This window comes from Streptomyces sp. CHD11, from assembly GCF_018638295.1.
GTDB lineage: Bacteria > Actinomycetota > Actinomycetes > Streptomycetales > Streptomycetaceae > Streptomyces.
Window position 1 is genome coordinate 14415 of sequence record NZ_JABTTS010000033.1, and the last position, 21291, is coordinate 35705.

Genomic DNA, 21291 nt, shown 5'->3' on the forward strand with positions numbered 1-21291 from the left:
ATGGCCGACAGCACGAGGGACTCGGACGCCAAGCCGCTGGACAACAACATGCCCAGCCCTCCGGCGTCGGACGAGACGCCGACCGTCCTGGACAACAACATGCCCAGCGAGCCCGCCGGGGACGCCATCACCACGATGGACAACAACATGCCGGCTCCGCCCGCCCTGGGCCGGGACGGCAAGTAGACCCATTCCCGCACGGTCGGCCGCGGCGGCGCGGAGGGGAGCCGCCGCGGCCGACGTGTGTCCCCGGGCGCTTCCCGGCGGGAGGTCCGACGGCCCGGTCGGCACCCGCCGTTCCGGTCGGGCGGCCAGGCCCAGGTCAGGTCACGGCGGGTGCGAACATTCCGGGGTCGCATGCGGCGATGCGGGACACGTCCTGGTCGGCGTCGACGTCCACCCGGACCGGCACCGTGCCGGAGCCGGGTACGGCGACGTCCCGGGTGCGGGTGACGACCTCCGCGCCGGTCGCGTCCTCGAATCTCACGGTGACGGTGAAGACGCCGGCCGTGGCGTTCTGGTTGGTGACGTCGACCGTGGCGTACGGGGTCTCGGGCGAGGCGCAGTCCACCAGGTCCACGCGGGCGTCCAGTTCGGACGTGGCGTCGCTGACGCCGCCGTCCCCCGTGCCGCCGGAGTCGGAGCCGTAGTCGGAATCGTCGGCGCCGTAGTCGTCGTCGTCATCGTCGTCGTCGCGGTGTGAGCCGCCCCCGGAGCCCGAGGAGTCGTGGTTCTGGCCGGAGCTGCTGCAACCGCCCCCTCCCCCGTCGCCGCTGCTGCCGCCGTGACCGCGGCCGGCCGAGAAGCCGGTGAGGGTCAGAACGACGAGCGCCGAGACAGCTGTGAGCTTGAGTGTGTTCCCCCGTGGCTGCATGGCTGCGAGCCTAGCGAACGGTGTGTCACGAGCACGTCACAGCGAGTCGACCGTCGCGTACCCGCCGTCCGGCAGCGCCGGCCCTATGTCGTACGGGCCGTTCCCGTCCCCTTCTCCGCGTCCAGCGCGTACACACAGCGGTCCTTGCTGCACGCGTACACCACGCCGTCCCGGACCACCGGGGAGCCGGTGATCTCGCCGCCGGTCGCCAGCTTCCACCTCAGGCGGCCGTCGTCCGCCTTGAGGGTGTACAGCAGGTGGTCGCTGGAGCCGAAGTGGATGCGGCCCTCGGCGACCGCGGGGGCACCCACGATCTCGCCGCCCGACTGGAAGCGCCACTTGGGCGTGCCGGTGACCGCGTCCAGGGTGTACAGACCCTTGCCGCTGCCCACATGGACGTGGCCGGCGGCGACCAGCACCGGTTCGACCGATGCGCGGGACTCGGTGGCGATCCGCCAGCGGTCACGGCCGTCGGCGGCGTCGAGGGCGTAGACCGTACCGAGGTAGTCGGCGAGGTAGACGCCGCCGCCGGTCACCGCCGGGCCGGGGACGAAGGCGGGCGGGCAGAGGAAGACCGCGGGCGCCTCGAAGTGCCAGCGGACGTGGCCGCCGGTGACCTCGATGGCGAGGACGCGGGTCCCGGCACAGACGTACACATGGCCGTCGGGGCCGTGGGTGAGGCGGATCGGGACCCCGCCGCAGGAGGCCGCGTCCCCGATGGGGTACGACCAGCGCTCTTCGCCGGTGCGCGCGTCGAGGGCGCGCAGGCGGGCGTCCTGCCAGAGGTAGACGGTGCCGTCGTGGACGGACGGGCCGGCCTCGGGGGACTCGAAGTCGCTCTGGCAGCCGGTGATCTCCCACAGCTTCTGACCGGTGGCCGCCTCCCACGCCTGGACGCCGCCGCCACGCGTGCCGGTGACGACGGTGCCGCGGTCGGCCTGGAGGGAGTACACCCAGGCGTCCGTGGACAGCCGCCACAGGTCGCCGCCGTCGCGGGCGTCGAGAGCGAAGAGGGTGGGGCCGTCGGAGGCGTGGATGCGGCCGTCGGCGACCGCCATCGACCAGGCGACGTCGCGGGTCTTGAAGCGGCGGCGGCCGGTGGCGACGTCGAGGGCGTGCACTTCGAAGGAGGTGACGTAGACCAGGTCGCCGTCGACCGCGGGGGTGCCCCAGACGTCGTTGGACATACGGAAGCGCCACGGACGCCAGCCGCTGGGGTGCTCCGGCGCGGCGGTGGGCGCGGCGGGCGCCGCCACGGCCGGGTCGGCGCCGTTGACGCCGGGGCGGGGCTTGGACCAGTTGGCGGCGAGGGCGGCCTCCGGCGGGGGCGCCTTGACGGCGGCCGCGCGCGTGTCGGCGACGCGCGGGCCGGGACCGATGGGGACGGCCCCGCCCGCCAGCCGTACGGGCCCGGTGTCGGGGGCGCTCACCGGGGCTGCCACGGCCGGACCGGCGTGCGCGTGCGCTCCCGCGTGCGCGCCCACCGGGGCCGGCCTGGACGGGGGCGGTGGCACGACGGGGGCGTGCGGCGGCGGGGGCGGGACGGGGTGACGGGCGCCGCCTGCGCTGCGGCCGGTACCACCCGGGGGTCTGGGCGCCGGACGGCCGCCCCGGCGGGTCTCGATCAGGCTCACCGCCCGCTCGGGCAGCCAGGCCGACGCCGTACCACTGTCGTCGGAGCCGGAGCCGAAGAGGTGCGGGGCGAGCTGGGCCTGGAGGTCGGCCGGGTTGGGCCGGGCCGTGGCCTCCATCTGCATGCACGCCTCGATGAGCGGGCGCAGCTCGTCCGGGAGGCCCTCGAGGTCCGGGCCCTCGCGCAGCAGCATGAAGACCGTCTCGACCGGGTTGGCGCCGTGGAACGGCGGGTGCCCGGTGGCGGCGAAGACGAGCATCGAGCCGAGCGAGAAGACGTCGCTCGCGCCGGTGACGCTGCGGGAGTCCTTGGCCTGCTCCGGGGACATGTAGGCGGGGGTACCGACGGCGACGTTGGTCATCGTCAGACGGGTGTTCGAGACGCCGGACGCGATACCGAAGTCGATCACCCGGGGACCGTCCTCGACGACGAGGACGTTGGAGGGCTTGAGGTCACGGTGGACGAGCCCGGCGCCGTGGATCGACTGGAGCGCCTCCGCGACGCCCGCGGCGAGCCAGCGCACCGCCTGGGCCGGCATCGGCCCGCACTCGTTCACTATCTCCTCGAGGGAGGGCGCGGGAACGTAGGCGGTGGCCAGCCACGGCACCGCGGCGCGCGGATCGGCGTCCACCACAGCCGCCGTGTAGAAACCGGAGACCGCGCGGGCCGCCTCCACCTCGCGCGTGAAGCGGACCCGGAACAGCTGGTCCTCGGCCAGCTCCGTGCGGACGGTCTTGATCGCCACCCGCCGGCCGGACGCCGAGCGCGCCAGATAGACCAGCCCCATGCCGCCGGCTCCCAGCCGTCCCAGCACCTCGAACGGCCCGATACGCCGCGGATCGTGCTGCGTCAGCTGATCCACCACTTGAACTGCCACCTCCCCGTACGAGTCGCGCCACCACCTGTGCGCGACCGTAGTGCAGCGTCTCACCACCGCACCGCCGTGGCGCGACGCACCCCGATTGTTCCTGTCCGGGCGCCCGGTTGCGAACCGGCCGACAAATAGGGTGTCCAGGTTTACATATGACCACGGGGGCGGATATGGCTCAGCGGCGCAGCAGCGCGAACGACGCCCCCTGATTGTCGGTGACGACGGCCGCCGTCCCGTAGGACGTCTCGAAGGGCGGGACCTGGACCCGGCCGCCGAGCCGGGTGACCCCCGCGAGACCCGCCGCGAGGTCCTCCACGGCGAAGTGGACCAGGATGTGGGGCGGCATCTCGGCGGCGAAGACGTCGGTGACCGGCGCGCGTCCGAAGTCGGGCTCGGCGTCCGGCCCGAACAGGGCGTCGTGGAAGAGGTCGCCGTAGAAGGTGTTGGCCGCCTCGGTGTCCCGCGTGTACAGCTGCGCCCAGGCGAAGGTGCCCGGTTCGTGACGGCGGCCGAAGCCGGGGGTCCGCGCGCCCTGCCAGAGGGAGAACACTGCGCCCTCCGCGTCGGTGACCAGCGCGGTGGAGCCCAGGTCGCCGAAGGGCAGCGGCGGGGAGACGATCTGCCCGCCGGCCGCGCTGATCCGCCGGCACAGCGCCGTGGCATCGGAGGTGGCGAAGGAGACCGTCCACACGGTGGGCAGCCTGCCGTCCGTCTTGTGCGCGAGGGAGGCGACCGCCTCCCCGTCCTTCAGCGCCCGCACGGTCCCCCAGGGCTGTTCCTCGAAGGCCCATCCGAAGAGCCCGCCGTAGAACCGCCTGCCCGCCTCCACGTCGGGCAACTGCGCGTCCACCCAGCACGGGGTGCCCTCCGCGTACTCCGGTGCCCTGTCCTGCGACGCCCTGTTTTCGGCCATGCCGCCAAACTAGCCGCGCCGCCCGCACCCCGCAGACCAGGCACACCAGGGTTCCTGCGGCCGTGCACCCCATTTGCAGTCGGCCGAATAGCGTCCGCATCCCCCGTCGGTAAGCTGACGTCATGACAGGACAAGTGCGTACCGTCGACGGCCGCGTGGCCGGCCGGCGTGGGCAGGCGACCCGGCAGAAGCTGCTCGACTGCCTCAGCGAGATGCTCAGCTCCTCCCCCTACCGGGATGTCAAAGTCATCGATGTCGCCCGCCGCGCCGGGACTTCGCCGGCCACCTTCTACCAGTACTTCCCGGACGTCGAGGGCGCCGTCCTGGAACTCGCCGAGGAAATGGCCGCGGAGAGCGGCGGGTTGACCGATCTGGTGGCCGGCCGCTCGTGGGCCGGGCGGGCCGGCTGGCAGACGGCACAGCAACTCGTCGACGGCTTCCTGGAGTTCTGGCGGAAGCACGACGCGATCCTGCGGGTCGTGGATCTCGGCGCGGCCGAGGGCGACAAACGCTTCAACAAGATCCGTATGAAGGTCCTGAACGCGGTGAACGCCTCTCTGACCGACTCCGTCGCCGAGTTGCAGACCAAGGGGCGGATCGACAAGGACGTGAACCCGGGCGCGATCGCGGGCTCGCTGGTCGCCATGCTCGCGGCCGTCGCCTCGCACCGACAGGGTTTCTCCTCCTGGGGCGTGAAGCAGGCCGAGATCAAGCCCAATCTGGCGCTGCTGGTACATCTGGGAGTCACCGGCAGGAAGCCGACGAAGTAACCGAAGCAGCCGAAGCGGCCGCACTGCCCCGCACCCCCCCACGCGACCCCGCAAGCCCTGTCACCTCGCAAGTCCTGTCATCGAGGCGGCGGTTCACTCCGGTGGACCGCCGCCTGTCGCGTGGTACGGGGCGAAGCTGGTCCGATGGACGGGCAACCTTCCCCGCACAGCCTGCGTTCTACCCGGGGAGGCCGACCGCACGCCCGGCCGCACGCCCGAACAGGCGCCGTCCCGGCACACACGTCGCAGGAGGAAACCACCATGGCCCTGACCCGCGAAGAACGTGAACAGTTCCTGGCCGAACCCCATGTCGCCGCGCTCGCGGTCGCCGCCGAGGACGGCCGCGCCCCGCTGACCGTGCCGATCTGGTACCAGTACGCGCCCGGCGGCGACCTGTGGATCATCACCGGCCTCGACTCGCGCAAGAACCGGCTGATCTCCGCGGCGGGGCGCTTCTCCCTGCTGGTCGACCGCGTCGAACCCACCATCCGCTACGTCTCCGTCGAGGGCCCGGTGCTCGACACCACCGCGGCCACCATCGAACGGCTCCGGGAGATCTCCGCACGCTACCTCCCGGCGGACAAGGTCGAGGGCTACGTCGACTTCGCCTGGAAGAACCACGGTGAGCAGGTCATCGTGCGGATGCGGCCGGAGCGGTGGGTGTCGTCGGACCTCGGGTCGGTCTAGGGGGCCGCACGCCCGACAATCGGGGCATGGAACCCGATCTTCACGAGCTGCTGAGGTCGCTGCGGGTGTGGGACCCGGCGCACACCACCCTGCCGCCGTTCGACCCCGGCACCGCCCCCGCCGCACCGCTGCCGCTGTTCGCACGGTGGCTGGCGGAGGCGGCGGCGGCCGGGCAGCCCGAGCCGCACACCATGTCGCTGGCCACGTCGGACGCGGAGGGCCTCCCCGACGCGCGGATCGTCATGCTGCACGGCGCCGACGAGAGCGGCTGGTCCTTCGCGACCCACGCGCACAGCCGCAAGGGCGGGCAGCTCACCGCCCGCCCGTATGCCGCGCTGGTCTTCTACTGGCCGGTGCTGGGCCGCCAGGTGCGGGTGCGCGGACCCGTCACGGTCGCGTCGGCCGGGGAGGCGCGGGCGGATCTGCACGCCCGTTCGCCGGGGGCGCTGGCCGCCGCGCTGACCGGCAGGCAGAGCGCGGTCCTCGGCTCGGCGGAGGAACTGGCGCGGGCCTCGGAGGAGGCCTGGCAGCGGGCCCGCCGGGAGCCGCGGACCCCGGTCCCGTCCTGGACCCTGTACCGGCTGCGGCCCGACGAGGTGGAGTTCTTCCAGGGCGAAGCCCACCGCCGCCACGTACGCCTGCGCTACCGGCGCGAGGACGGGGCGTGGGCCGGCGAGACCCTGTGGCCGTGAGGCCGGAGGCACCCCACGCGGTCGCCGGGAGCGGGAAGCCCGGAGAGCGGAACAGGCAGTCGCCACGGCAGCGGGACCGGAGGCCGGCCGCGGCGCCGCCACGACCGCGGGATTCCGGGTGACCGGGCCTCTCCATGCGGGCCCCTGGGCCGGGAGGAGACGCGCGAGCCCCGTCACAGCCGGGAGAACCGGGAGTGCGCCCCGGCGCCGCTACGGGCCGCTGGGGAGCATCCGGGCGCCGGACGTGAGGCACGCCGGGGCGCGTCAGGTGGCCGTCGCCGGGCGTCGGACGGGTTCCGGGTCCGGGGCGAGGCGGGCGTGCAGGTGGGCGTCACGGAAGGCGTCGCGGCGGTCCGCGGCGAGGATCGCCCCGCGTACGGTCCCCTCGTAGCGGAACCCGCACCGCTCGGCGATCCGGCAGGACGCCTCGTGCCCGATCGCGTGGTCCAGCTCCAGCCGGTGCAGCCCGCGTTCGGTGAACGCCCAGTGCGCGGCGAGCAGCAGCGCCCGGGTGGCCACGCCCCGGCCGCGGGCCTCGGGCAGCACCCAGTAGCCGACCGTGCCGCGCAGCATCACCGGGTGGATCTCGTTGACGCCGATATGGCCCAGCACCGTGCCGGTGTCCAGGTCGGCGACCCGGAAGGACGCGGCCGTGCCGTCCGCGTCGCGCCGGGCGGCCCGGCGCAGCGACTCCCGGGCACTGTCCTCGTCGGTGATCGGCCGGAGCGGAGTGTTCCAGCGCCGGAACTCCGGGTCCGTGAGGCCCCGCAGCCACGCCTCCACGTCGGCCCGGGACTCCGGGTCCCAGGCGCACAGGCGCAGACCGTCGCCGCGGAGTTCGGGGAGCTCGGGGAGCTCGGGGGGTCCGGGGGCTCCGGGGGGTCCGGGGAGCGGAGAGGGTGACAGGTGTTCGGGTGAGGAGGACATGAGGGCATTCAAGCGCGCGATCCCCACAGGCGTGATCGATCCGCAACCAATTTCGGTCTTGACTGATACCCATCAAGCGGGGGCGGGATTACGCTCGCGTTCATGACCGACTCCTCCGGCTCGCCGACGTCCGCGCAGCCCACCGCGCCGAACCCGGCGGACCGCCCCGTCTACGTCATCGGCGGCGGACCGGGCGGGCTCTCCGCCGCGTACGCCCTGCGGGCCCGGGGGATCCGGGCCGTCGTCCTGGAGCGGTCCGACCGCGTCGGCGACTCCTGGCGGCGCCACTACGACCGGCTGCGCCTGCACACCACCCGGCGGCAGTCCGCCCTGCCCGGCCTGCCGATGCCGCGCCGGTTCGGCCGGTGGGTGACACGGGCGGACGTGGTCCGGTACCTGGAGAAGTACGCCGAGCACCACCGCCTGGAGATCGTCACCGGGGTCGAGGTCACCCGGGTCGAGCGCACCCCGGACGGCACCGGCTGGCTGCTGCACGCCACCGGTGGCCGGGAGCTGACCGGCGCGGCGGTCGTCGTCGCCACCGGGTACAACCACACCCCGCGCGTTCCCGACTGGGCCGGCCGGTCCACGTTCACCGGCGAGTTCCTGCACGCCTGCGAGTACCGCGAGCCGAAGCCCTTCGCCGGCCGGGACGTGCTCGTCGTGGGCATCGGCAACACGGGCGCCGAGATCGCCGTGGACCTGGTGGAGGGGGGCGCCTCCCGGGTCCGGCTCGCGGTGCGCACCCCGCCGCACATCGTGCGCCGCTCGACCGCGGGCTGGCCCGCGCAGTACTCGGCCATCCTGGTACGGCGGCTGCCGGTCGGCCTCGTCGACCGGCTGTCCCGGATCCAGTCGCGGGTGGCGCTCCCGGACCTGTCGGCCCAGGGCCTGCCCCGGCCCGCGTCCGGTCTGTACACCCGGGTGCTGGAGGGGGCCATCCCCGTGCAGGACGTCGGGCTGATCGACGCGGTACGCAAGGGGACGGTGGAGATCGTGGCCGCCGTGGAGCGTCTCGAGGGGAGCGAGGTCGTCCTGGCCGACGGCGAGCGCCTGGCGCCGGACGCGGTCATCGCGGCGACCGGGTACGTCCGCGCGCTCGAGCCCCTGGTCGGGGGTCTCGGTGTCCTGGACGGCCGGGGCAGGCCCGTGGCCCACGGGCCCCGTACCCCGGCGGGTGCGCCGGGGCTCCACTTCACCGGCTACACCAATCCGATCAGCGGGAACCTGCGCGAACTGGCGCTGGACGCCGAGCGGATCGCGAAGGCGATCGCCCGCGCGGGAGGCGCCTCCCGGCTCCCCACGACGTGACCCACGCGTTGGGGCGGGACGGGGGGTGACGCGGCCGGGGGTGCGGAGATGCCGTCGCGGCCGCGCGCCGCCCTGCCGCACGGCGGTCCGCGCGGGGGCGGGAGGGTCAGCCGGCCACCGCGGGTTCGCCCCGCGGCCGGCGGCGGATCACCAGGGCCATCAGCGCCGCCGCCGCGCACAACGCCCCGGACGCCTGCCAGACCACGTCGTAGGAGCCGAACGCATCCCGGGCGGCCCCGGCCGCGAAGGCGATCACGGCGGCCCCCACCTGGTGGGCAGCGAGCACCCACCCGAAGACGATCGGGCTGTCGTCCCCGTAGTGCTCCCGGCACAGCGCCAGCGTCGGCGGCACGGTCGCGACCCAGTCGAGACCGTAGAAGACGATGAAGAAGAGCATCGGCGGATGCACGCCCGGCGCCATCAGCAGCGGCAGGAACAGCAGCGAGACACCCCGCAGCGCGTAGTACACGGCGAGCAGCCGCCGCGCGTCGTAACGGTCGGTGAACCACCCGGAGGCGATCGTTCCGACGACATCGAACACGCCGATGACCGCCAACAGCGACGCCGCCGTCGTGACCGGCATGCCGTGGTCGTGGGACGCGGGCACGAAGTGGGTCTGGATCAGACCGTTCGTCGAGGCGCCGCAGATCGCGAAGGTGCCGGCGAGCAGCCAGAAGGGCCCGGTCCGCACCACCGAGGACAGCACGGTCACCGCACGCCGCGCGGCGCCCGGCACCGGCGCGGGCCTGGGCACGAACTTCTCGGCCCCGTACGGCTTCTCGCCGACGTCGGCCGGGTGGTCGTGCAGCAGCAGCCAGACGAACGGCACCACCGCGAGCGCGGCGAGCGCCACGGTGACGGCGGCCGGACGCCAGTCGTGCGTGGTGACGATCCAGGACAGTACGGGCAGGAAGATCAGCTGTCCGGAGGCGGAGGCGGCGGTGAGGATGCCGGTGACCAGGCCGCGGCGCTCGGTGAACCAGCGGTTGGTCACGGTGGCGGCGAAGGCCAGCGCCATGGAACCGGAGCCGAGGCCGACCAGCAGGCCCCAGCACAGCAGCAGCTGCCAGGCCGCGGTCATCCACACCGTCAGTCCGGAGCCGAGCGCGATCACGGTGAGGGCGGCCGCGACGACCCGCCGGATGCCGTAGCGGTCCATCAGCGCGGCCGCGAACGGCGCGGTGAGCCCGTACAGCGCGAGGTTGACGGAGACCGCCGCGCCGATGGTCCCGCGCGACCAGCCGAACTCGGCGTGCAGGGGGTCTATGAACAGGCCCGGCACGGATCGGAAGGCGGCGGCACCGATGATCGTCACGAAGGTGACGGCGGCGACGGACCACGCGCGGTGGAACCGGCGGCGGCCCGGCCGCCGGCCGCCCGCGGGCGGCTCCTCGACGGCGGCTGTCTCGCTTGTCTGTGTCACGTCATACAGCTTCCGGTTCCGGGGAGCGTCGCATCGAGTGGCCCGGAGGACAGCGTTCGCTAGGATCGGGCCATGGATCCGGCCGAGCACACCCCCACGTCCGACGCCTTCCGGCCGCACCGGATCGCCGTCCTCGCCCTCGACGGGCTGCTGCCCTTCGAGATGGGCATCCCGCACCGCATCTTCGGGCTCCCCCGTGACAGGCACGGCCGGCGGCTGTACGAGGTGGTCACCTGCTCCGTCCGGCCGCCCGGCCCGGTCGAGACGGACGCCGACTTCTCCCTCCACGTCGCCCACGGTCCCGAGGCCCTCGCCACGGCCGACACGGTGATCGTTCCGGCCTCCTACGAGCTCGGCCCGGTCTACGAGCGCGGTGAGCTGACCGGCGAACTGGCCGCCGCCCTCGACCGGATCCGGCCCGGCACCCGGATGGCGTCCATCTGCACCGGCGTCTACGTCCTCGCCGCCGCCGGCCGCCTCGACGGGCGCCCCGCGACGACGCACTGGGCGGACGCCGAGCGCTTCCAGGCGCTCTTCCCACGGATCCGGGTGGACCCGGACGTGCTGTTCATCGACGACGGCGACATCCTGACCTCGGCGGGCGTCGCGGCCGGCATCGACCTGTGCCTGCACATGGTGCGGAGCGACCACGGTGCCGGCGTGGCCAACGAGGTGGCCCGGCGCACGGTCGTGCCGCCGCACCGGGACGGCGGGCAGGCGCAGTTCATCCGGCGGCCGGTGCCCGATCCGCGGCAGGCGTCGACGAGCGGTGCCCGCGCGTGGGCGCTGGACAGGCTGCACGAGCCGATCCAGCTGCGGGACCTGGCCGCGCGGGAGGCGATGTCGGTGCGCACCTTCACGCGGCACTTCCGCGAGGAGACCGGCGTCAGCCCGGGGCAGTGGCTGACCCGGCAGCGGGTGGAACGGGCCCTGCACCTGCTGGAGTCCACCGGCCTGTCCGTCGACCAGGTGGCGCGCGACGCCGGTTTCGGTACGGCCCAGTCGATGCGGCAGCACCTCCAGGCGGCGCTGGGGGTGACGCCCACGGCGTACCGGCGGACCTTCCGGTCCGGCGGACGGCGGGCAGAGGCGGGAGCGGGAGCGGCGGCGTCCGTTCCCGGATGAGCGAAAAGTTGTCCACAGCCTGTGGACGGCCGCGGCCGGAGTGATACGCGCCTGCCCCTGTGGCGGGGGGGGGGGGGGGGGGGGGGGGGGGCGGGGGCGGNGGTCCTGGCACCTGCCGGGGGCCCCGGCAGGTCCCCGGCAAAGGACGCGGGTCCGCCGTCGCCCGGCGGCCCCGACCCCCCCCCCCCCCCCCCCCCCCCCCCCCGCTCCCCGATCCGTCGCTCCCCCCGGGTCCCCCCGGCCCGGGGGAACCGACGCCGGACCACGACCCACGCTCGTCGAGGGCCCCCGTCGCCGGGCCCTCGCCGTCCCCTCGCGGCGAATCGCTGCGAACAGCGTGATCACACCGTCACGGCGCGTCAATACCGGTTCGGGCAAGAGGGGCCCGCGTCGGCATAAGCCCTGTTCGGCGGCGCAGCGCACGGAAGCACGCCCGGCGCACCGGTCCGCACACCCTCCCGTGCCGCGGGCCCACCGTGCACCCGTGCCCCTCCGGGGGCGGACAGCCGGCAGTCGCACCACGTGCGCGCGCACCGCCGACGACCGCCACCACCCGCGGACGGGCAGCGCACACCGCCACCGCCTCCGGACGGTCCGCACCGGCGCCGTGCGCGGACGGACGGCGCGGCCCGCACCTCCGCGCCGCGCGCGCTCACACCGCTTCGAACGCCAGCCCGTCGTAGGCCGCGGCGGCGCCTGAGCCGCAGGGCCGCTCGGCGTCGGACTCCTGCGCGCAGCGGTCCAGTTCGCACCAGATGCGCTTGCCCACCCCTTCGGCGCTCCAGCCCCAGCGGTCGGCCAGGCCGTCGACGAGGGCCAGTCCGCGCCCCCCGGTCGACTCACCGTCCACGCAGCGCGGCACCGGCGCCCGGTCGCTGCGGTCGGCCACCTCCAGCCGGACGATGGCCTCCTCGGCCGCCTCCGCGTCCGGCAGGGACAGCCGCAGCACGGCCGGACAGCCGGTGTGCACCACGGCGTTGGTGACAAGCTCCGAGACCAGCAGGATCAGGATCTCGGCCAGCGGCTCGTCGGCCCTTATCCCGGACCCGGCCAGCCGGGAGCGGGCCCACCGCCGGGCCCGCCCCACTTCAGCGGGGTCGGGACGGATCTCCAGCTGCACTTGAAGCACCTGCACCGCTCACACCATCCGAACCGGCGGACACTTGGACTCGCGCCTCGCGAGGGCCACGATCGTAGCCATTTTCTGCATGCCCCGAACAACGGCCGGGACAGGGGTCACGGAACGTGATTCCCTTGTGGGACAGCATGGTTGACGTACAGTCACGTCAACAAGCGCTTCGGGCATATTCCAGCGCGAAGGAGTACCCGTGCGGCATACTGTGCGACGCCCGCCGGGGGGAGTCGAACAGGCGGCGACAGCCGGCCCGGCCGCACGGTGAGCAACCGCGGGCACCAGCGGAGACGGAGTCGCCTCGGCGGCGAATCCGGCGCGGTCCGTGCTCACAACGACTCGCATCCCACACAAGGTACCGGAGCGGACGTCCGACTCCGGACCGTGACGAGTCACGCGGAGGACACAAACCGGTCCCGACGCTCCGTGATCACGGAAATGCCACGATCGGTGACATCCGCGCGGGGCGCGTCACTCCGGAACGGTGAAATAGCGGGCGAAGGCCCGCACGATCTCTTCCTCGTCGATCCGGCCGTCCGCGTCGGCGTCCAGCGCGGCGGCGGCCGAACGGGCGGGGCCCCCGGCGACTCCGAGCACCGTGAGCACCCGCGCGACGTCCTCGACACCGGCCGCGCCGCCGTCACCACCACCGGCGACGGCGAGCGTCGCGTGGAGGAAGGGGCGGGCGATCTCGGCGAAGCGCTCCGGGCTGTCGCGCAGCCGCTTGACAGCGCCGTGCACGAACTCCTCGCGCGTGATGCGCTGATCGCCGTCCCGGTCCGCGATCCCCGCCATGCCCTGCCAGAACGCCTCGGCGCCGATGTACAGGGCCTGGCCCCGGTCGGAGCGGGCCGCCGTACCGAACTCGGCGAGCAGCGCCTTGGCCGCTCCGCTGAAGTCCTCGCGGTCGATGTAGCCGTTGCCGTCCTGGTCGAAAATGGCGAACCGGGCCGCGATCCGGCGCTCGTAGTCGCTGGTGACCATGTCTCTTTCAGGCCGCCTTAGGTCGGATGGATCGTCTCGCTGGGAGCGTACGTGGTCAGGGCCGCCGGGAAACCCGAAAGCGGCCGCTGGACCGGGACCGGGGGAAGAACGGAACACTCGTGTGACACACGTGAGCGGTCACGCCGACAGCGGGCGGGCGTCCTCGTCGACCGCGGACGGGACGTCCGGGTGGATCTCGAAGAGGCGGCGGACGCCGAGGGCGCCGAGCACCTTGTTGACGTGGCTGCCGTCGGCGGCTCCCCGCGCGGGCAGGATCAGCCGCAGACTGCCCTGGCAGGAGCGCAGCAGCCGGCGGGAGGCTATGAGCACACCCACGCCGCTGGAATCGCAGAACCACACCTCGGACAGATCGAGGACGAGACGGTGCCGGCCGTCGGCCACCACGTCGTGCACCCGCTGGCGGAGCACCGGGGACGTCAGCAGGTCCAGTTCGCCCGACACCCGGAGCACGGCCCATTCGCCGTGTTCCTGGTCGGTCACGTTGAAGGTCACCACCACGCCCCTCGCTCGCCGAAAACGGAAGCAGTACCTACGCTTCCCTGCAGCGCGGCTGCCCACCGGCCGTTCCCTGAAACACGGCCCGAGAAACGGTAACCGAACGGAATCGGCTTGTTTTAGTCGTCTTCGATCCGATTCGATCGGTTCCGATCATCGCGAGGTGGGGTAGACACGTCCGGGAAGCTCTCCGACACCCCCGGGCGGCCCTTTACCACCTGCGGCTCTGCCGGGGGCGCACATCACCACAAAGGGGCGTGCGCCCTTCTTGGTGGCGACTACATTCGGAGGGTCACCGGCCACACGCCGCGGCCCCGGGCACCGGTCGGCCGGGGAAGAACAGGGGGTGAGGGGCAGCATGACCAGCAAGGACGTACCGCCCCGCTGGGACCGCAAGATGCAGCAGCGGCTCGCGCGCGGGGAGGCGGCGGCCCTGGGCGAGCTCTACGACCGCTTCGCCTCCCTCGTCCACGGACTCGCCCACCGCGTCGTCGGCGACGAACACACCGCCGACGCCATCACCCGCGACGTCTTCGCGCACGTCTGGCAGCACCCCGACTCCTACGATCCCCGCCAGGGCCCGCTGCGCAGCTGGCTCGCGACCCTGACCAACCGGCTGGCCGTGCAGCGGCTGCGCACCACCGAGACCGCCGCCCTCGCCAGGGGCGGCCCCGGCACGCCCGAGGAGCTGGAGCGCAAGCTGCGGCACGCCTCGGTGGCCGCCCGTGCCGACTACATCGTCCAGCTGATGCCGACGCCGCTGCGGGCCGCCCTGGAACTGGCCTACTTCCAGCGCCGGGACTACCACCAGACCGCCGTCGACCTGGGCGTCACCGACGACGAGGCCCGCCGCCGGCTCCGCCTGGGCCTGCAACTGCTGGCCACCGCCCACGACACCGAGGCCCCGGGCTCCCCGCCCGGGATCGGGGGCGCCGCATGAGCGAGCACCACCGGCCGTACGACGGACCCGGGTCCCCCGACGACGTCCGGGCACGGGAGCGGCCCGAACGGCCGTCCGCCGGCGCCTTCCCCGCGAACGGGCCGGACGGTGCGGACGGTGCGGGCGGTGCGCACCGCGGGACGCCCCACCACGTGCTGAAGTCGCTGCTGGGCGCCTGGGCACTGGCCGCCTGCGGCCCCGCGGAGGCGGAGGCCGTCGAGGAGCACCTCGGTGCCTGCGGGTCCTGCGCGGACGAGGCTTTGCGGCTACGGGAGGCGGTCGGCCTGCTCCACCGGCCCGAGAGCCTCGACCTCGACCCGGGTCTGCGCACCCGCGTCCTGGACTCCTGCCTGGAGCGGCGCCCGCCCCGCACCCCCGTACCGGAGTGGGCCGCCGCCTACGACGCCGAGACCGCGCGCCTGGACGCGCTGCTGCAGGACTTCGGGGACTCCGAGTGGCACGCGCCGGTACGGCTGCGCTGGTACGAGGCCGACGAGGCGAGCAGCCGCCGCACCACCGTCGCCGGGGTGATCGCGCATCTGCTGACCGTCGACGGCCTGGTCGCGGTGGCCCTCGGCCTGGACGACCCGCTCGGCGACGCGCCGGCATCCCGGCCCACCCCGTCGGACCGTACCGAGGCCTACTGGCGGGCCGCCCGCCACCCGCCCACCCGCTCCGTCCGGGCGCCCTGGCGGGAGCAGAGCCACGCACTGGTCCGGACGGTGTCCTTCACGGGCGGCCGCGCCGGACGGCTGGCGGTTCCCTACGGCGACTTCGAACTGCCGCTGCACGACGCGATGCTGGACCGGGCGTTCGAGTGCTGGGTGCACGGGGAGGACATCGCCGAGGCCGTCGACTACCCCTACGACCCGCCCTCGGGACGGCATCTGCACCGCATCGTCGACCTGGCCGCGCGCATGCTCCCGTCCGTGCTGGAGCACCGCCGGCTGCACGGGCTGGCCTCCCCCGTCGAGCGGCGCCTGGTCGCCGCCGGGGAGCCGGGGCGCAGTCTGCGGCTGGAGATCGAGGGGTCCGGCGGCGGGGAGTGGCTGATCCCGCTGGACTCCCCCGCGGCGAAGGGCTCCGCCGAGCACGAGGTGGCGCATGTCGCGCTGGACGGCGCGGAGTTCTGCCGGCTGGCCGCGGGCCACCTCCCGCCGCGGGAGGCCGCCGCCGGGCAGGAGGGGGACCGTACGGCGATCAGCGACGTGCTGTCCGCCGCCGCGAGCATGAGCAGGATGTAGCGCGGGACGCGCGGTGCGTGGAGCCGGTCCCGGTACACCGGCGGCCGCGGGCGTGCGGGGGTTGCTCGCGCGGTTCCCGCGCCCCTCGAGTACGCGCGGTGGACGTGCCTCCAGGGGCACGGGGAACCGCGCGGCCGGCCGCCGACGGCCCGCGGCCGCCCGCGATACCGGACCTAGGCGAAGACCACCGTCCGGCGGCCGTTCAGCAGGATCCTCCGCTCCGCGTGCCACTTCACCGCCCGCGCCAGCGCCCCGCACTCCACGTCGCGGCCGACGGCGACCAGGCCCTCGGGGGTGACGTCATGGCCCACCCGCTCGACCTCCTGCTCGATGATCGGGCCCTCGTCGAGGTCGGCGGTCACGTAGTGCGCGGTGGCGCCGATGAGCTTCACACCCCGCGCGTGCGCCTGGTGGTACGGCTTCGCGCCCTTGAAGCTCGGCAGGAAGGAGTGGTGGATGTTGATGATCCGCCCGGAGAGCTGCTTGCACAGGTCGTCGGAGAGGACCTGCATGTACCGGGCGAGGACGACGAGTTCGACGTCCTCCTCGCGCACGATCTCCAGCAGCCTGGCCTCGGCCTCCGGCTTGCCGTCCTTCGGCACGGGGATGTGGTGGAAGGGGACGTCGTACGAAGCCACCAGCTCGGCGAAATCGGTGTGATTGGACACCACTGCGGCGATCTCCACGGGCAGTGCGCCGGTCCGCGCGCGGAACAGCAGATCGTTCAGGCAGTGCCCGAACCGGCTGACCATGAGCAGGATGCGCATCTTCTCGTCGGCCCGGTTGATCTGCCAGTCCATCCGGAAGGAGTCGCCGATCGCCGCGAAACTCGCCCGCAGCTTCTCCACGGTCACCGGGGCTTCCGCGGAGAAGTGGACGCGCATGAAGAACAGTCCCGTGTCGTGGTCGCCGAACTGCTGGCTGTCCTCGATGTTGCAGCCGGTCATGAACAGGTAGCTGGACACGGCGTGCACGATGCCCTGCTTGTCGGGGCAGAACAGGGTGAGGACGTACTGGTCGGCCGGGGCCGCGGCTCGGGTGGACTGCTCGCTCATGGGGAAAAGGGTCCCACACGCGCCGGCACGTGCGGCCGGCCGTTCCGCTACGCGGACCGCGTCAGGATCTGCAGCACCTCGAGGCTGCTCGGCGGCCCGTCGGGGTCCTCGCCGTCACTGGCCGCCATCCGCATGTGCGCGTCCCGCGCGGCCCGCACCGCCTCCGGCCATCCCTCGTGTTCCAGATAGGCGGTCACCGGCGCGTCCGGGCCGACCTGGTGCATGATCCGCAGCACACGCAGCACCGCGGTGTCGACGAGCGCCGCCTCCTGCGAGTCGCGGAAGATCGTGCCGACGTACTTCTCGGCGGACCAGCTGTCCAGCCAGGTGTCCTCGACCAGCCGGTAGACGGCGTCGGTGACGTCCCCGTAGCCGGGCACGCCGGCCAGCCAGACGTCCCGCTGGAAGCCGGGGTCGGAGAGCATGTGCAGCGCGGAGCGCACATTGCTGCGCCAGCGCCACCAAGGCATGTCGTTGAGTGGCATGCCGCCCATGGTGGAGGAGCGACGGCCGCGACGGGAAGAGTTCTCCGAACCTTGCACGGTCGTCGATCGTACGTTTCCCCGCGTCGGGGGTGGCGGGGGACCCCTCAATTCACCTTTCCGTCACCGTCCGTCACCCGAGGGTCACTCGGGGGTTGGCCGGGCGGCGGAATCGTGCGGAGGCATGACCGGCAGGCGACAGACCCGCAGCACCTTCCTTTCCCGCCTCCTCACCCGGCCCGTCAGAGCCCGCGCCCTGACCGCGGGCGCGCTGGTGGCGTGCGTGCCGCTCACCGCCGGGTGCGGTGTCGTCCCCGGTGCCCCGGGGGACTCCGGGGGCGACACCGTCACCGTGATGACCTGGGCGCCCGGGGAGGCCGGGGGCACGAACAGGTCCGGGATGCCCGCGTTCGCCGAGGCCTACGCCCGCTGGATCAACTCCCGGGGCGGTATCGACGGACGCCGGCTCTCCGTGCTGACCTGCGACGAACGCAACGACGCCGCGGCCGCCGCGCGCTGCGCCCGGCGCGCGGTCGAGGAGGGGGCCGTCGCGGTCGTCGGCTCCTACAGCCAGCACGCCGACTCCTTCCTGCCGACCCTGGAGGCCGCCGGCATCCCCTACATCGGCGGCTACGGCATCACCAACGACGAGTTCACCAGCCCTCTGTCCTACCCCGTCAACGGCGGCCAGCCGGCGCTGCTGGCCGGTCTCGGCCGCACCCTCGCCGACAGCTGCGGCCCCGTCACCCTGATCCGGCCCGACACCATCGCGGGCGACCAGCTGCCCCCGCTGCTCGGCTCGGGTCTGAAGGCGGGCGGGCACGAGCTCGCCGGCGACCAGCGGGCGGCGGAGACCGCCACCTCCTACGACGGTCAGGCGAAGCGGGCCCTGGAGCGGGCGACGGCCGGCGCCGCGGCCGAGCCGGGCTGTGTGGTGCCCGCGCTCGGCGACCGCACGGGCACGTTCATGGACTCCTTCCGGCGGTCCCGCGGCGACTATCCCGACGTGCGCACCGCGACCGTGCTCGGCAGCGTCGACCAGTCGGTCATCGACGCGACCGGCGGGGCCTCGGGACCCTACGAGGGCTCGTACGTCACCGGCTGGTACCCGGCGGCGGGTGACGCCCGCTGGAACACGATGAAGGACGTGATCAGGAAGGAAGGGTTCGGCGACAACCGGATCGACGCGGCGGACGCCGGGGTGCAGACCACGTGGATCGCCTACGCCGTGCTGCGCCAGGCCGTGGAGTCGCTCGACGGCGAGGTGTCCGCCGACACCGTGAGCGGGGCGCTGGACAGCGGGCTGAAGGTCACCACGGGCGGCCTCACCCCGACCCTGCGGTGGAGGTTCCAGGACGAGCTGGCCGCCGTCGGCTTCCCGCGGCTGGTCAACGCGTACGTGACCCTCCAGGTGGTCGAGGGCGGCCGGCTGGTGGCCGCCCGCGAGGGCTTCACCGATGTGACGAAGACCCTGCGGGAAGCGGACCTCTGACCGGCCACCGACCCCCACCCGCCGGGGCCGGGGTCCGGCGCCGGGGGGCCCGGGACTCCGGTGTCCGCCCGGCGCGGCGGCGCCCCCGGTGGCGTCCGGTGGCGTCCGGTGCCCGTGATCAGAGCTGGGTCGGCTGGCGCTCGGTCAGGCCGTACTGCTTGGCGATCTTGTTCCAGAGCCCGGCGGCCTTGCCCTTCTCCGCGGTCGCCGTGCCGCTCTCCCGGTTGCCGGCCTCGGTCTGCTTGGTCGAGCGGGCCTGGCCCTTCTTGCAGCCCTTCTTGCCGGCGACCTGGTCGGCCCAGGCCGCGTAGTGGTTGTCGGCCGACGCCGACGCCTTCCACGCCTTGGTGAGCGCGGAGGTCAGCGCCTGCTGGCCGGGCAGCTTGTCCACCGACAGCCCGGCGAGGTCGGTCACCAGCTTGTTGCGCTGTCCGGCCGCCTCCCGCAGGTCCTTGGCCGCCCGGCCCAGTTCGCGGCAGGCCTTCACGTCGGCCACCGCGTTGATCACGGTGGTCCGGCTGTCGCCGCTGACGGCCAGCAGCTTGTCCAGCTCGACGGCCTGCTCACGGGCGGGGTCGACGGTCGGCGAGGGGGAGGGGGAGGACTCCTGGGTGGCGGGCGCGCTCGCGGCCACCGTCTGGTTGTCGTCGCCGTCGTCGCCCCCGCTGCCGATCAGGGCGCCCGCGCCGACGCCGAGGACGGCGATACCGACACCGACCGCCACGATGACCGGCAGGCGCGAACCGGAGCGGCCACCGCCACGTCCACCGCGGCCGCCCCGGCCGCCGTCGCCCGGACCGGCCGGGTACGCGGTGGGCGCCGCCGGGCCGGGCCCGCCGTACTCGACGCGCGGGAGCTGCTGGGTGGAGCCCGCCGGGCCGGCGGCATCGTCGCGGAAGAGGCTGTCGAACTCGGCGGGCGGCTGCCGGTTGCCGTCACCCGGCGGCGGAGCCGGGACGCCGTAGGGCTGCCCGGGGGGCTGCCCGGTGACGGGGGCGATGTACTGGGTGGCCTCGGCGTCGGGGCCGCCGGAGGGCGGCAGCCGGTCGCCGCCGGGCGCGTTCTGCTGGGAGAGGCCGAGGTACCGGGTGTCCTCGGAGTGGTGTGCGGCGGGCATCTCGGGCGGCAGCGCGCCCGGGCCCACCGGGGGTATGAACTGCGTCGCCCCCTCGTCGGCGCCGGCCGCGGGCACCGGCGGCAGGAACTGTGTGGCCCCTTCCGACCCGTCGGGCGCGGCGGGCGGCATGGGCCCGCCGGCGGCCGGGGAGGCGCCGTAGGCGTGGTGGGCGGGAGCGCCGTAACCGGAGCCGTACGCGCCGGCGGCGCCGTCCTGGCCGGGGTGAGCGCCGTAGCCGCCGTCCGGCTGGGCGTGCGGGCCGGGCGTGGCGCCGTAGGGCTGGTGCCCGGCGTTCGCGCCGTGCCGGGCACCGTAGGCGTCCGCACCACCGTGCGGCCCGGTCGCGTCGCCGTAGCCGCCGCCCTGCCGGGCTCCATAGGCGTCCGCGCCACCGTGCGACGCGGTCGCGCCGCCGTAGCCGCCGTCCGGCTGGGCGTGCGGGCCGGGCGTGGCGCCGTAGGGCTGGTGCCCGGGGTCCGCGCCGTGCCGGGCACCGTAGGCGTCCGCACCACCGTCCGGGCCGGGGTGACCGCCGTAGGCCGGGGACGCGGGCCGGGCGCCCTCGGGCGGCAGCGGGCCGGGGCCCTGACCGCCCCCGGGCGGGTTCCGGTCGCCCCAGGAGGACGGTTCCGCCACGCCCCACCGGCCGTCGGACGGGGACTGACCGTCCTGCTCCGACGGCGACCCGGAACCCTGCCGACCGGAATCCCGCTGACCGGGACCCCACGGCGTGCCCCAGGTCTGGCCGCCGGGCGGGGCCGAGGCGGGAAAACCGCCGGCGGGGGGCCGGCCGTCCGCGCTGCCGCCGGGGGCGACCGGTCCGGCCGTCATACCCGGCAGCAGGGGTTCACCACCGTCGGAGGGCAGCACGATGCCTTCGCGCGCGGGGCGCTGCGAGGGCTCCTCGCCCTGTCCACTCTGCGTCACCGGGACTCCTACCAGAAATGGGGGACCTTGTGGATCGTCGGTTCACGCTACCGGGTCCCCGGAGCCCGGTGCCACGCAGCACAGAACCTGACCTTCTGCCCTGTGAGCGCGGTAACAAAACCGGGTCACCACACGCTGCTTACGTCCCCCTCCTCATCTCCCTCCTCGTCTCCCCG

The 21291-nt window shown here is 74.1% G+C and carries 20 protein-coding genes; 9 read left to right on the forward strand and 11 right to left on the reverse strand.

Translation table 11 applies throughout. From position 1 onward, the window contains the following. Positions 1 to 186: a hypothetical protein gene (locus tag HTV45_RS28340; RefSeq protein ID WP_215208737.1), complete on the forward strand. Its 186-nt coding sequence runs from the start codon at positions 1 to 3 to the stop codon at positions 184 to 186. Between the two features lie 136 nt (positions 187 to 322). Here HTV45_RS28340 and HTV45_RS28345 read toward each other — a convergent pair whose 3' ends face one another. From HTV45_RS28345 to HTV45_RS28355, 3 genes are all read right to left on the reverse strand, one after another. After that, on the reverse strand, positions 323 to 874 hold the full coding sequence (locus HTV45_RS28345; protein WP_215208738.1) for a hypothetical protein: 552 nt from the start codon (positions 872 to 874) through the stop codon (positions 323 to 325). A gap of 83 nt (positions 875 to 957) precedes the next feature. Continuing rightward, complete coding sequence (locus HTV45_RS28350; RefSeq protein WP_215208739.1) at positions 958 to 3372, reverse strand: serine/threonine-protein kinase; 2415 nt, start codon at positions 3370 to 3372, stop codon at positions 958 to 960. A 181-nt stretch (positions 3373 to 3553) separates the two neighbouring features. Further along, positions 3554 to 4291 carry a VOC family protein gene (locus tag HTV45_RS28355; RefSeq protein ID WP_215208740.1) on the reverse strand — a complete coding sequence of 246 codons (738 nt, stop codon included), beginning with the start codon at positions 4289 to 4291 and terminating at the stop codon, positions 3554 to 3556. Between the two features lie 122 nt (positions 4292 to 4413). Here HTV45_RS28355 and HTV45_RS28360 point away from each other — a divergent pair, with 122 nt between their 5' ends. The 3 genes from HTV45_RS28360 (at position 4414) to HTV45_RS28370 (ending at position 6440) form a co-directional block, all read left to right on the forward strand. Continuing rightward, complete coding sequence (locus HTV45_RS28360; RefSeq protein ID WP_215208741.1) at positions 4414 to 5061, forward strand: TetR family transcriptional regulator; 648 nt, start codon at positions 4414 to 4416, stop codon at positions 5059 to 5061. A gap of 261 nt (positions 5062 to 5322) precedes the next feature. After that, entirely contained in the window at positions 5323 to 5748 is a 426-nt protein-coding gene (locus HTV45_RS28365) for a pyridoxamine 5'-phosphate oxidase family protein (protein WP_215208742.1), read from the forward strand. Between the two features lie 26 nt (positions 5749 to 5774). Continuing rightward, positions 5775 to 6440, forward strand: a complete 666-nt coding sequence (locus HTV45_RS28370; protein ID WP_215208743.1) for a pyridoxal 5'-phosphate synthase — start codon at positions 5775 to 5777, stop codon at positions 6438 to 6440. 264 nt (positions 6441 to 6704) lie between these two features. Here the strand turns inward: HTV45_RS28370 and HTV45_RS28375 are convergent, their stop codons facing one another. Beyond that, complete coding sequence (locus HTV45_RS28375; RefSeq protein ID WP_215208744.1) at positions 6705 to 7367, reverse strand: GNAT family N-acetyltransferase; 663 nt, start codon at positions 7365 to 7367, stop codon at positions 6705 to 6707. A 102-nt stretch (positions 7368 to 7469) separates the two neighbouring features. Here HTV45_RS28375 and HTV45_RS28380 point away from each other — a divergent pair, with 102 nt between their 5' ends. Beyond that, complete coding sequence (locus HTV45_RS28380; protein ID WP_215208745.1) at positions 7470 to 8678, forward strand: NAD(P)/FAD-dependent oxidoreductase; 1209 nt, start codon at positions 7470 to 7472, stop codon at positions 8676 to 8678. A gap of 106 nt (positions 8679 to 8784) precedes the next feature. On the opposite strand, the gene HTV45_RS28385 is transcribed toward HTV45_RS28380, so the two are convergent. Beyond that, on the reverse strand, positions 8785 to 10101 hold the full coding sequence (locus HTV45_RS28385; RefSeq protein ID WP_215208746.1) for an MFS transporter: 1317 nt from the start codon (positions 10099 to 10101) through the stop codon (positions 8785 to 8787). 72 nt (positions 10102 to 10173) lie between these two features. Between HTV45_RS28385 and HTV45_RS28390 the strand changes: the two genes are divergently transcribed. Next, positions 10174 to 11226, forward strand: coding sequence for a GlxA family transcriptional regulator (locus HTV45_RS28390; RefSeq protein ID WP_215208747.1), 1053 nt, complete (start codon positions 10174 to 10176; stop codon positions 11224 to 11226). Positions 11227 to 11878: 652 nt separating this feature from the next. On the opposite strand, the gene HTV45_RS28395 is transcribed toward HTV45_RS28390, so the two are convergent. From HTV45_RS28395 to HTV45_RS28405, 3 genes are all read right to left on the reverse strand, one after another. Beyond that, a complete protein-coding gene (locus HTV45_RS28395; protein ID WP_215208818.1) occupies positions 11879 to 12346 on the reverse strand; it encodes an ATP-binding protein in 468 nt (155 codons plus the stop codon). Between the two features lie 483 nt (positions 12347 to 12829). Next, positions 12830 to 13342 (reverse strand): EF-hand domain-containing protein, encoded by a 513-nt coding sequence (locus HTV45_RS28400; RefSeq protein WP_215208748.1) that lies wholly within the window; start codon positions 13340 to 13342, stop codon positions 12830 to 12832. Between the two features lie 138 nt (positions 13343 to 13480). Continuing rightward, entirely contained in the window at positions 13481 to 13861 is a 381-nt protein-coding gene (locus tag HTV45_RS28405) for an STAS domain-containing protein (protein WP_215208749.1), read from the reverse strand. Positions 13862 to 14216: 355 nt separating this feature from the next. On the opposite strand from HTV45_RS28405, the gene HTV45_RS28410 reads away from it, so the two are divergent. Both HTV45_RS28410 and HTV45_RS28415 read left to right on the forward strand, forming a co-directional pair. After that, the gene (locus HTV45_RS28410) at positions 14217 to 14798 is read left to right on the forward strand and encodes a sigma-70 family RNA polymerase sigma factor (protein ID WP_215208750.1); all 582 of its coding nucleotides are present in this window, start codon (positions 14217 to 14219) and stop codon (positions 14796 to 14798) included. Next, entirely contained in the window at positions 14795 to 16042 is a 1248-nt protein-coding gene (locus HTV45_RS28415; RefSeq protein WP_215208751.1) for a maleylpyruvate isomerase N-terminal domain-containing protein, read from the forward strand. Before HTV45_RS28410 ends, HTV45_RS28415 begins: the two co-directional genes overlap by 4 nt. Before the next feature lie 173 nt (positions 16043 to 16215). Here the strand turns inward: HTV45_RS28415 and purU are convergent, their stop codons facing one another. Continuing rightward, complete coding sequence (gene purU / locus HTV45_RS28420; protein WP_215208752.1) at positions 16216 to 17097, reverse strand: formyltetrahydrofolate deformylase; 882 nt, start codon at positions 17095 to 17097, stop codon at positions 16216 to 16218. Positions 17098 to 17144: 47 nt separating this feature from the next. Next, positions 17145 to 17582 (reverse strand): hypothetical protein, encoded by a 438-nt coding sequence (locus HTV45_RS28425; protein WP_251692895.1) that lies wholly within the window; start codon positions 17580 to 17582, stop codon positions 17145 to 17147. Between the two features lie 181 nt (positions 17583 to 17763). On the opposite strand from HTV45_RS28425, the gene HTV45_RS28430 reads away from it, so the two are divergent. Further along, positions 17764 to 19071, forward strand: coding sequence for an ABC transporter substrate-binding protein (locus HTV45_RS28430; RefSeq protein WP_215208753.1), 1308 nt, complete (start codon positions 17764 to 17766; stop codon positions 19069 to 19071). A gap of 118 nt (positions 19072 to 19189) precedes the next feature. Here HTV45_RS28430 and HTV45_RS28435 read toward each other — a convergent pair whose 3' ends face one another. Further along, entirely contained in the window at positions 19190 to 21115 is a 1926-nt protein-coding gene (locus HTV45_RS28435; RefSeq protein WP_215208754.1) for a hypothetical protein, read from the reverse strand. Positions 21116 to 21291: the final 176 nt, after the last annotated feature.

Bases quoted from the DNA above. Each gene is read 5' to 3' on its own strand.
- HTV45_RS28375 (WP_215208744.1), bottom strand. From the start codon at position 7,367: ATGTCCTCCTCACCCGAACACCTGTCACCCTCTCCGCTCCCCGGACCC.
- HTV45_RS28345 (WP_215208738.1), bottom strand. From the start codon at position 874: ATGCAGCCACGGGGGAACACACTCAAGCTCACAGCTGTCTCGGCGCTC.
- HTV45_RS28365 (WP_215208742.1), top strand. From the start codon at position 5,323: ATGGCCCTGACCCGCGAAGAACGTGAACAGTTCCTGGCCGAACCCCAT.
- purU (WP_215208752.1), bottom strand. From the start codon at position 17,097: ATGAGCGAGCAGTCCACCCGAGCCGCGGCCCCGGCCGACCAGTACGTC.
- HTV45_RS28430 (WP_215208753.1), top strand. From the start codon at position 17,764: ATGACCGGCAGGCGACAGACCCGCAGCACCTTCCTTTCCCGCCTCCTC.
- HTV45_RS28390 (WP_215208747.1), top strand. From the start codon at position 10,174: ATGGATCCGGCCGAGCACACCCCCACGTCCGACGCCTTCCGGCCGCAC.
- HTV45_RS28360 (WP_215208741.1), top strand. From the start codon at position 4,414: ATGACAGGACAAGTGCGTACCGTCGACGGCCGCGTGGCCGGCCGGCGT.
- HTV45_RS28355 (WP_215208740.1), bottom strand. From the start codon at position 4,291: ATGGCCGAAAACAGGGCGTCGCAGGACAGGGCACCGGAGTACGCGGAG.
- HTV45_RS28380 (WP_215208745.1), top strand. From the start codon at position 7,470: ATGACCGACTCCTCCGGCTCGCCGACGTCCGCGCAGCCCACCGCGCCG.
- HTV45_RS28340 (WP_215208737.1), top strand. From the start codon at position 1: ATGGCCGACAGCACGAGGGACTCGGACGCCAAGCCGCTGGACAACAAC.
- HTV45_RS28425 (WP_251692895.1), bottom strand. From the start codon at position 17,582: ATGCCACTCAACGACATGCCTTGGTGGCGCTGGCGCAGCAATGTGCGC.
- HTV45_RS28410 (WP_215208750.1), top strand. From the start codon at position 14,217: ATGACCAGCAAGGACGTACCGCCCCGCTGGGACCGCAAGATGCAGCAG.
- HTV45_RS28415 (WP_215208751.1), top strand. From the start codon at position 14,795: ATGAGCGAGCACCACCGGCCGTACGACGGACCCGGGTCCCCCGACGAC.
- HTV45_RS28370 (WP_215208743.1), top strand. From the start codon at position 5,775: ATGGAACCCGATCTTCACGAGCTGCTGAGGTCGCTGCGGGTGTGGGAC.
- HTV45_RS28400 (WP_215208748.1), bottom strand. From the start codon at position 13,342: ATGGTCACCAGCGACTACGAGCGCCGGATCGCGGCCCGGTTCGCCATT.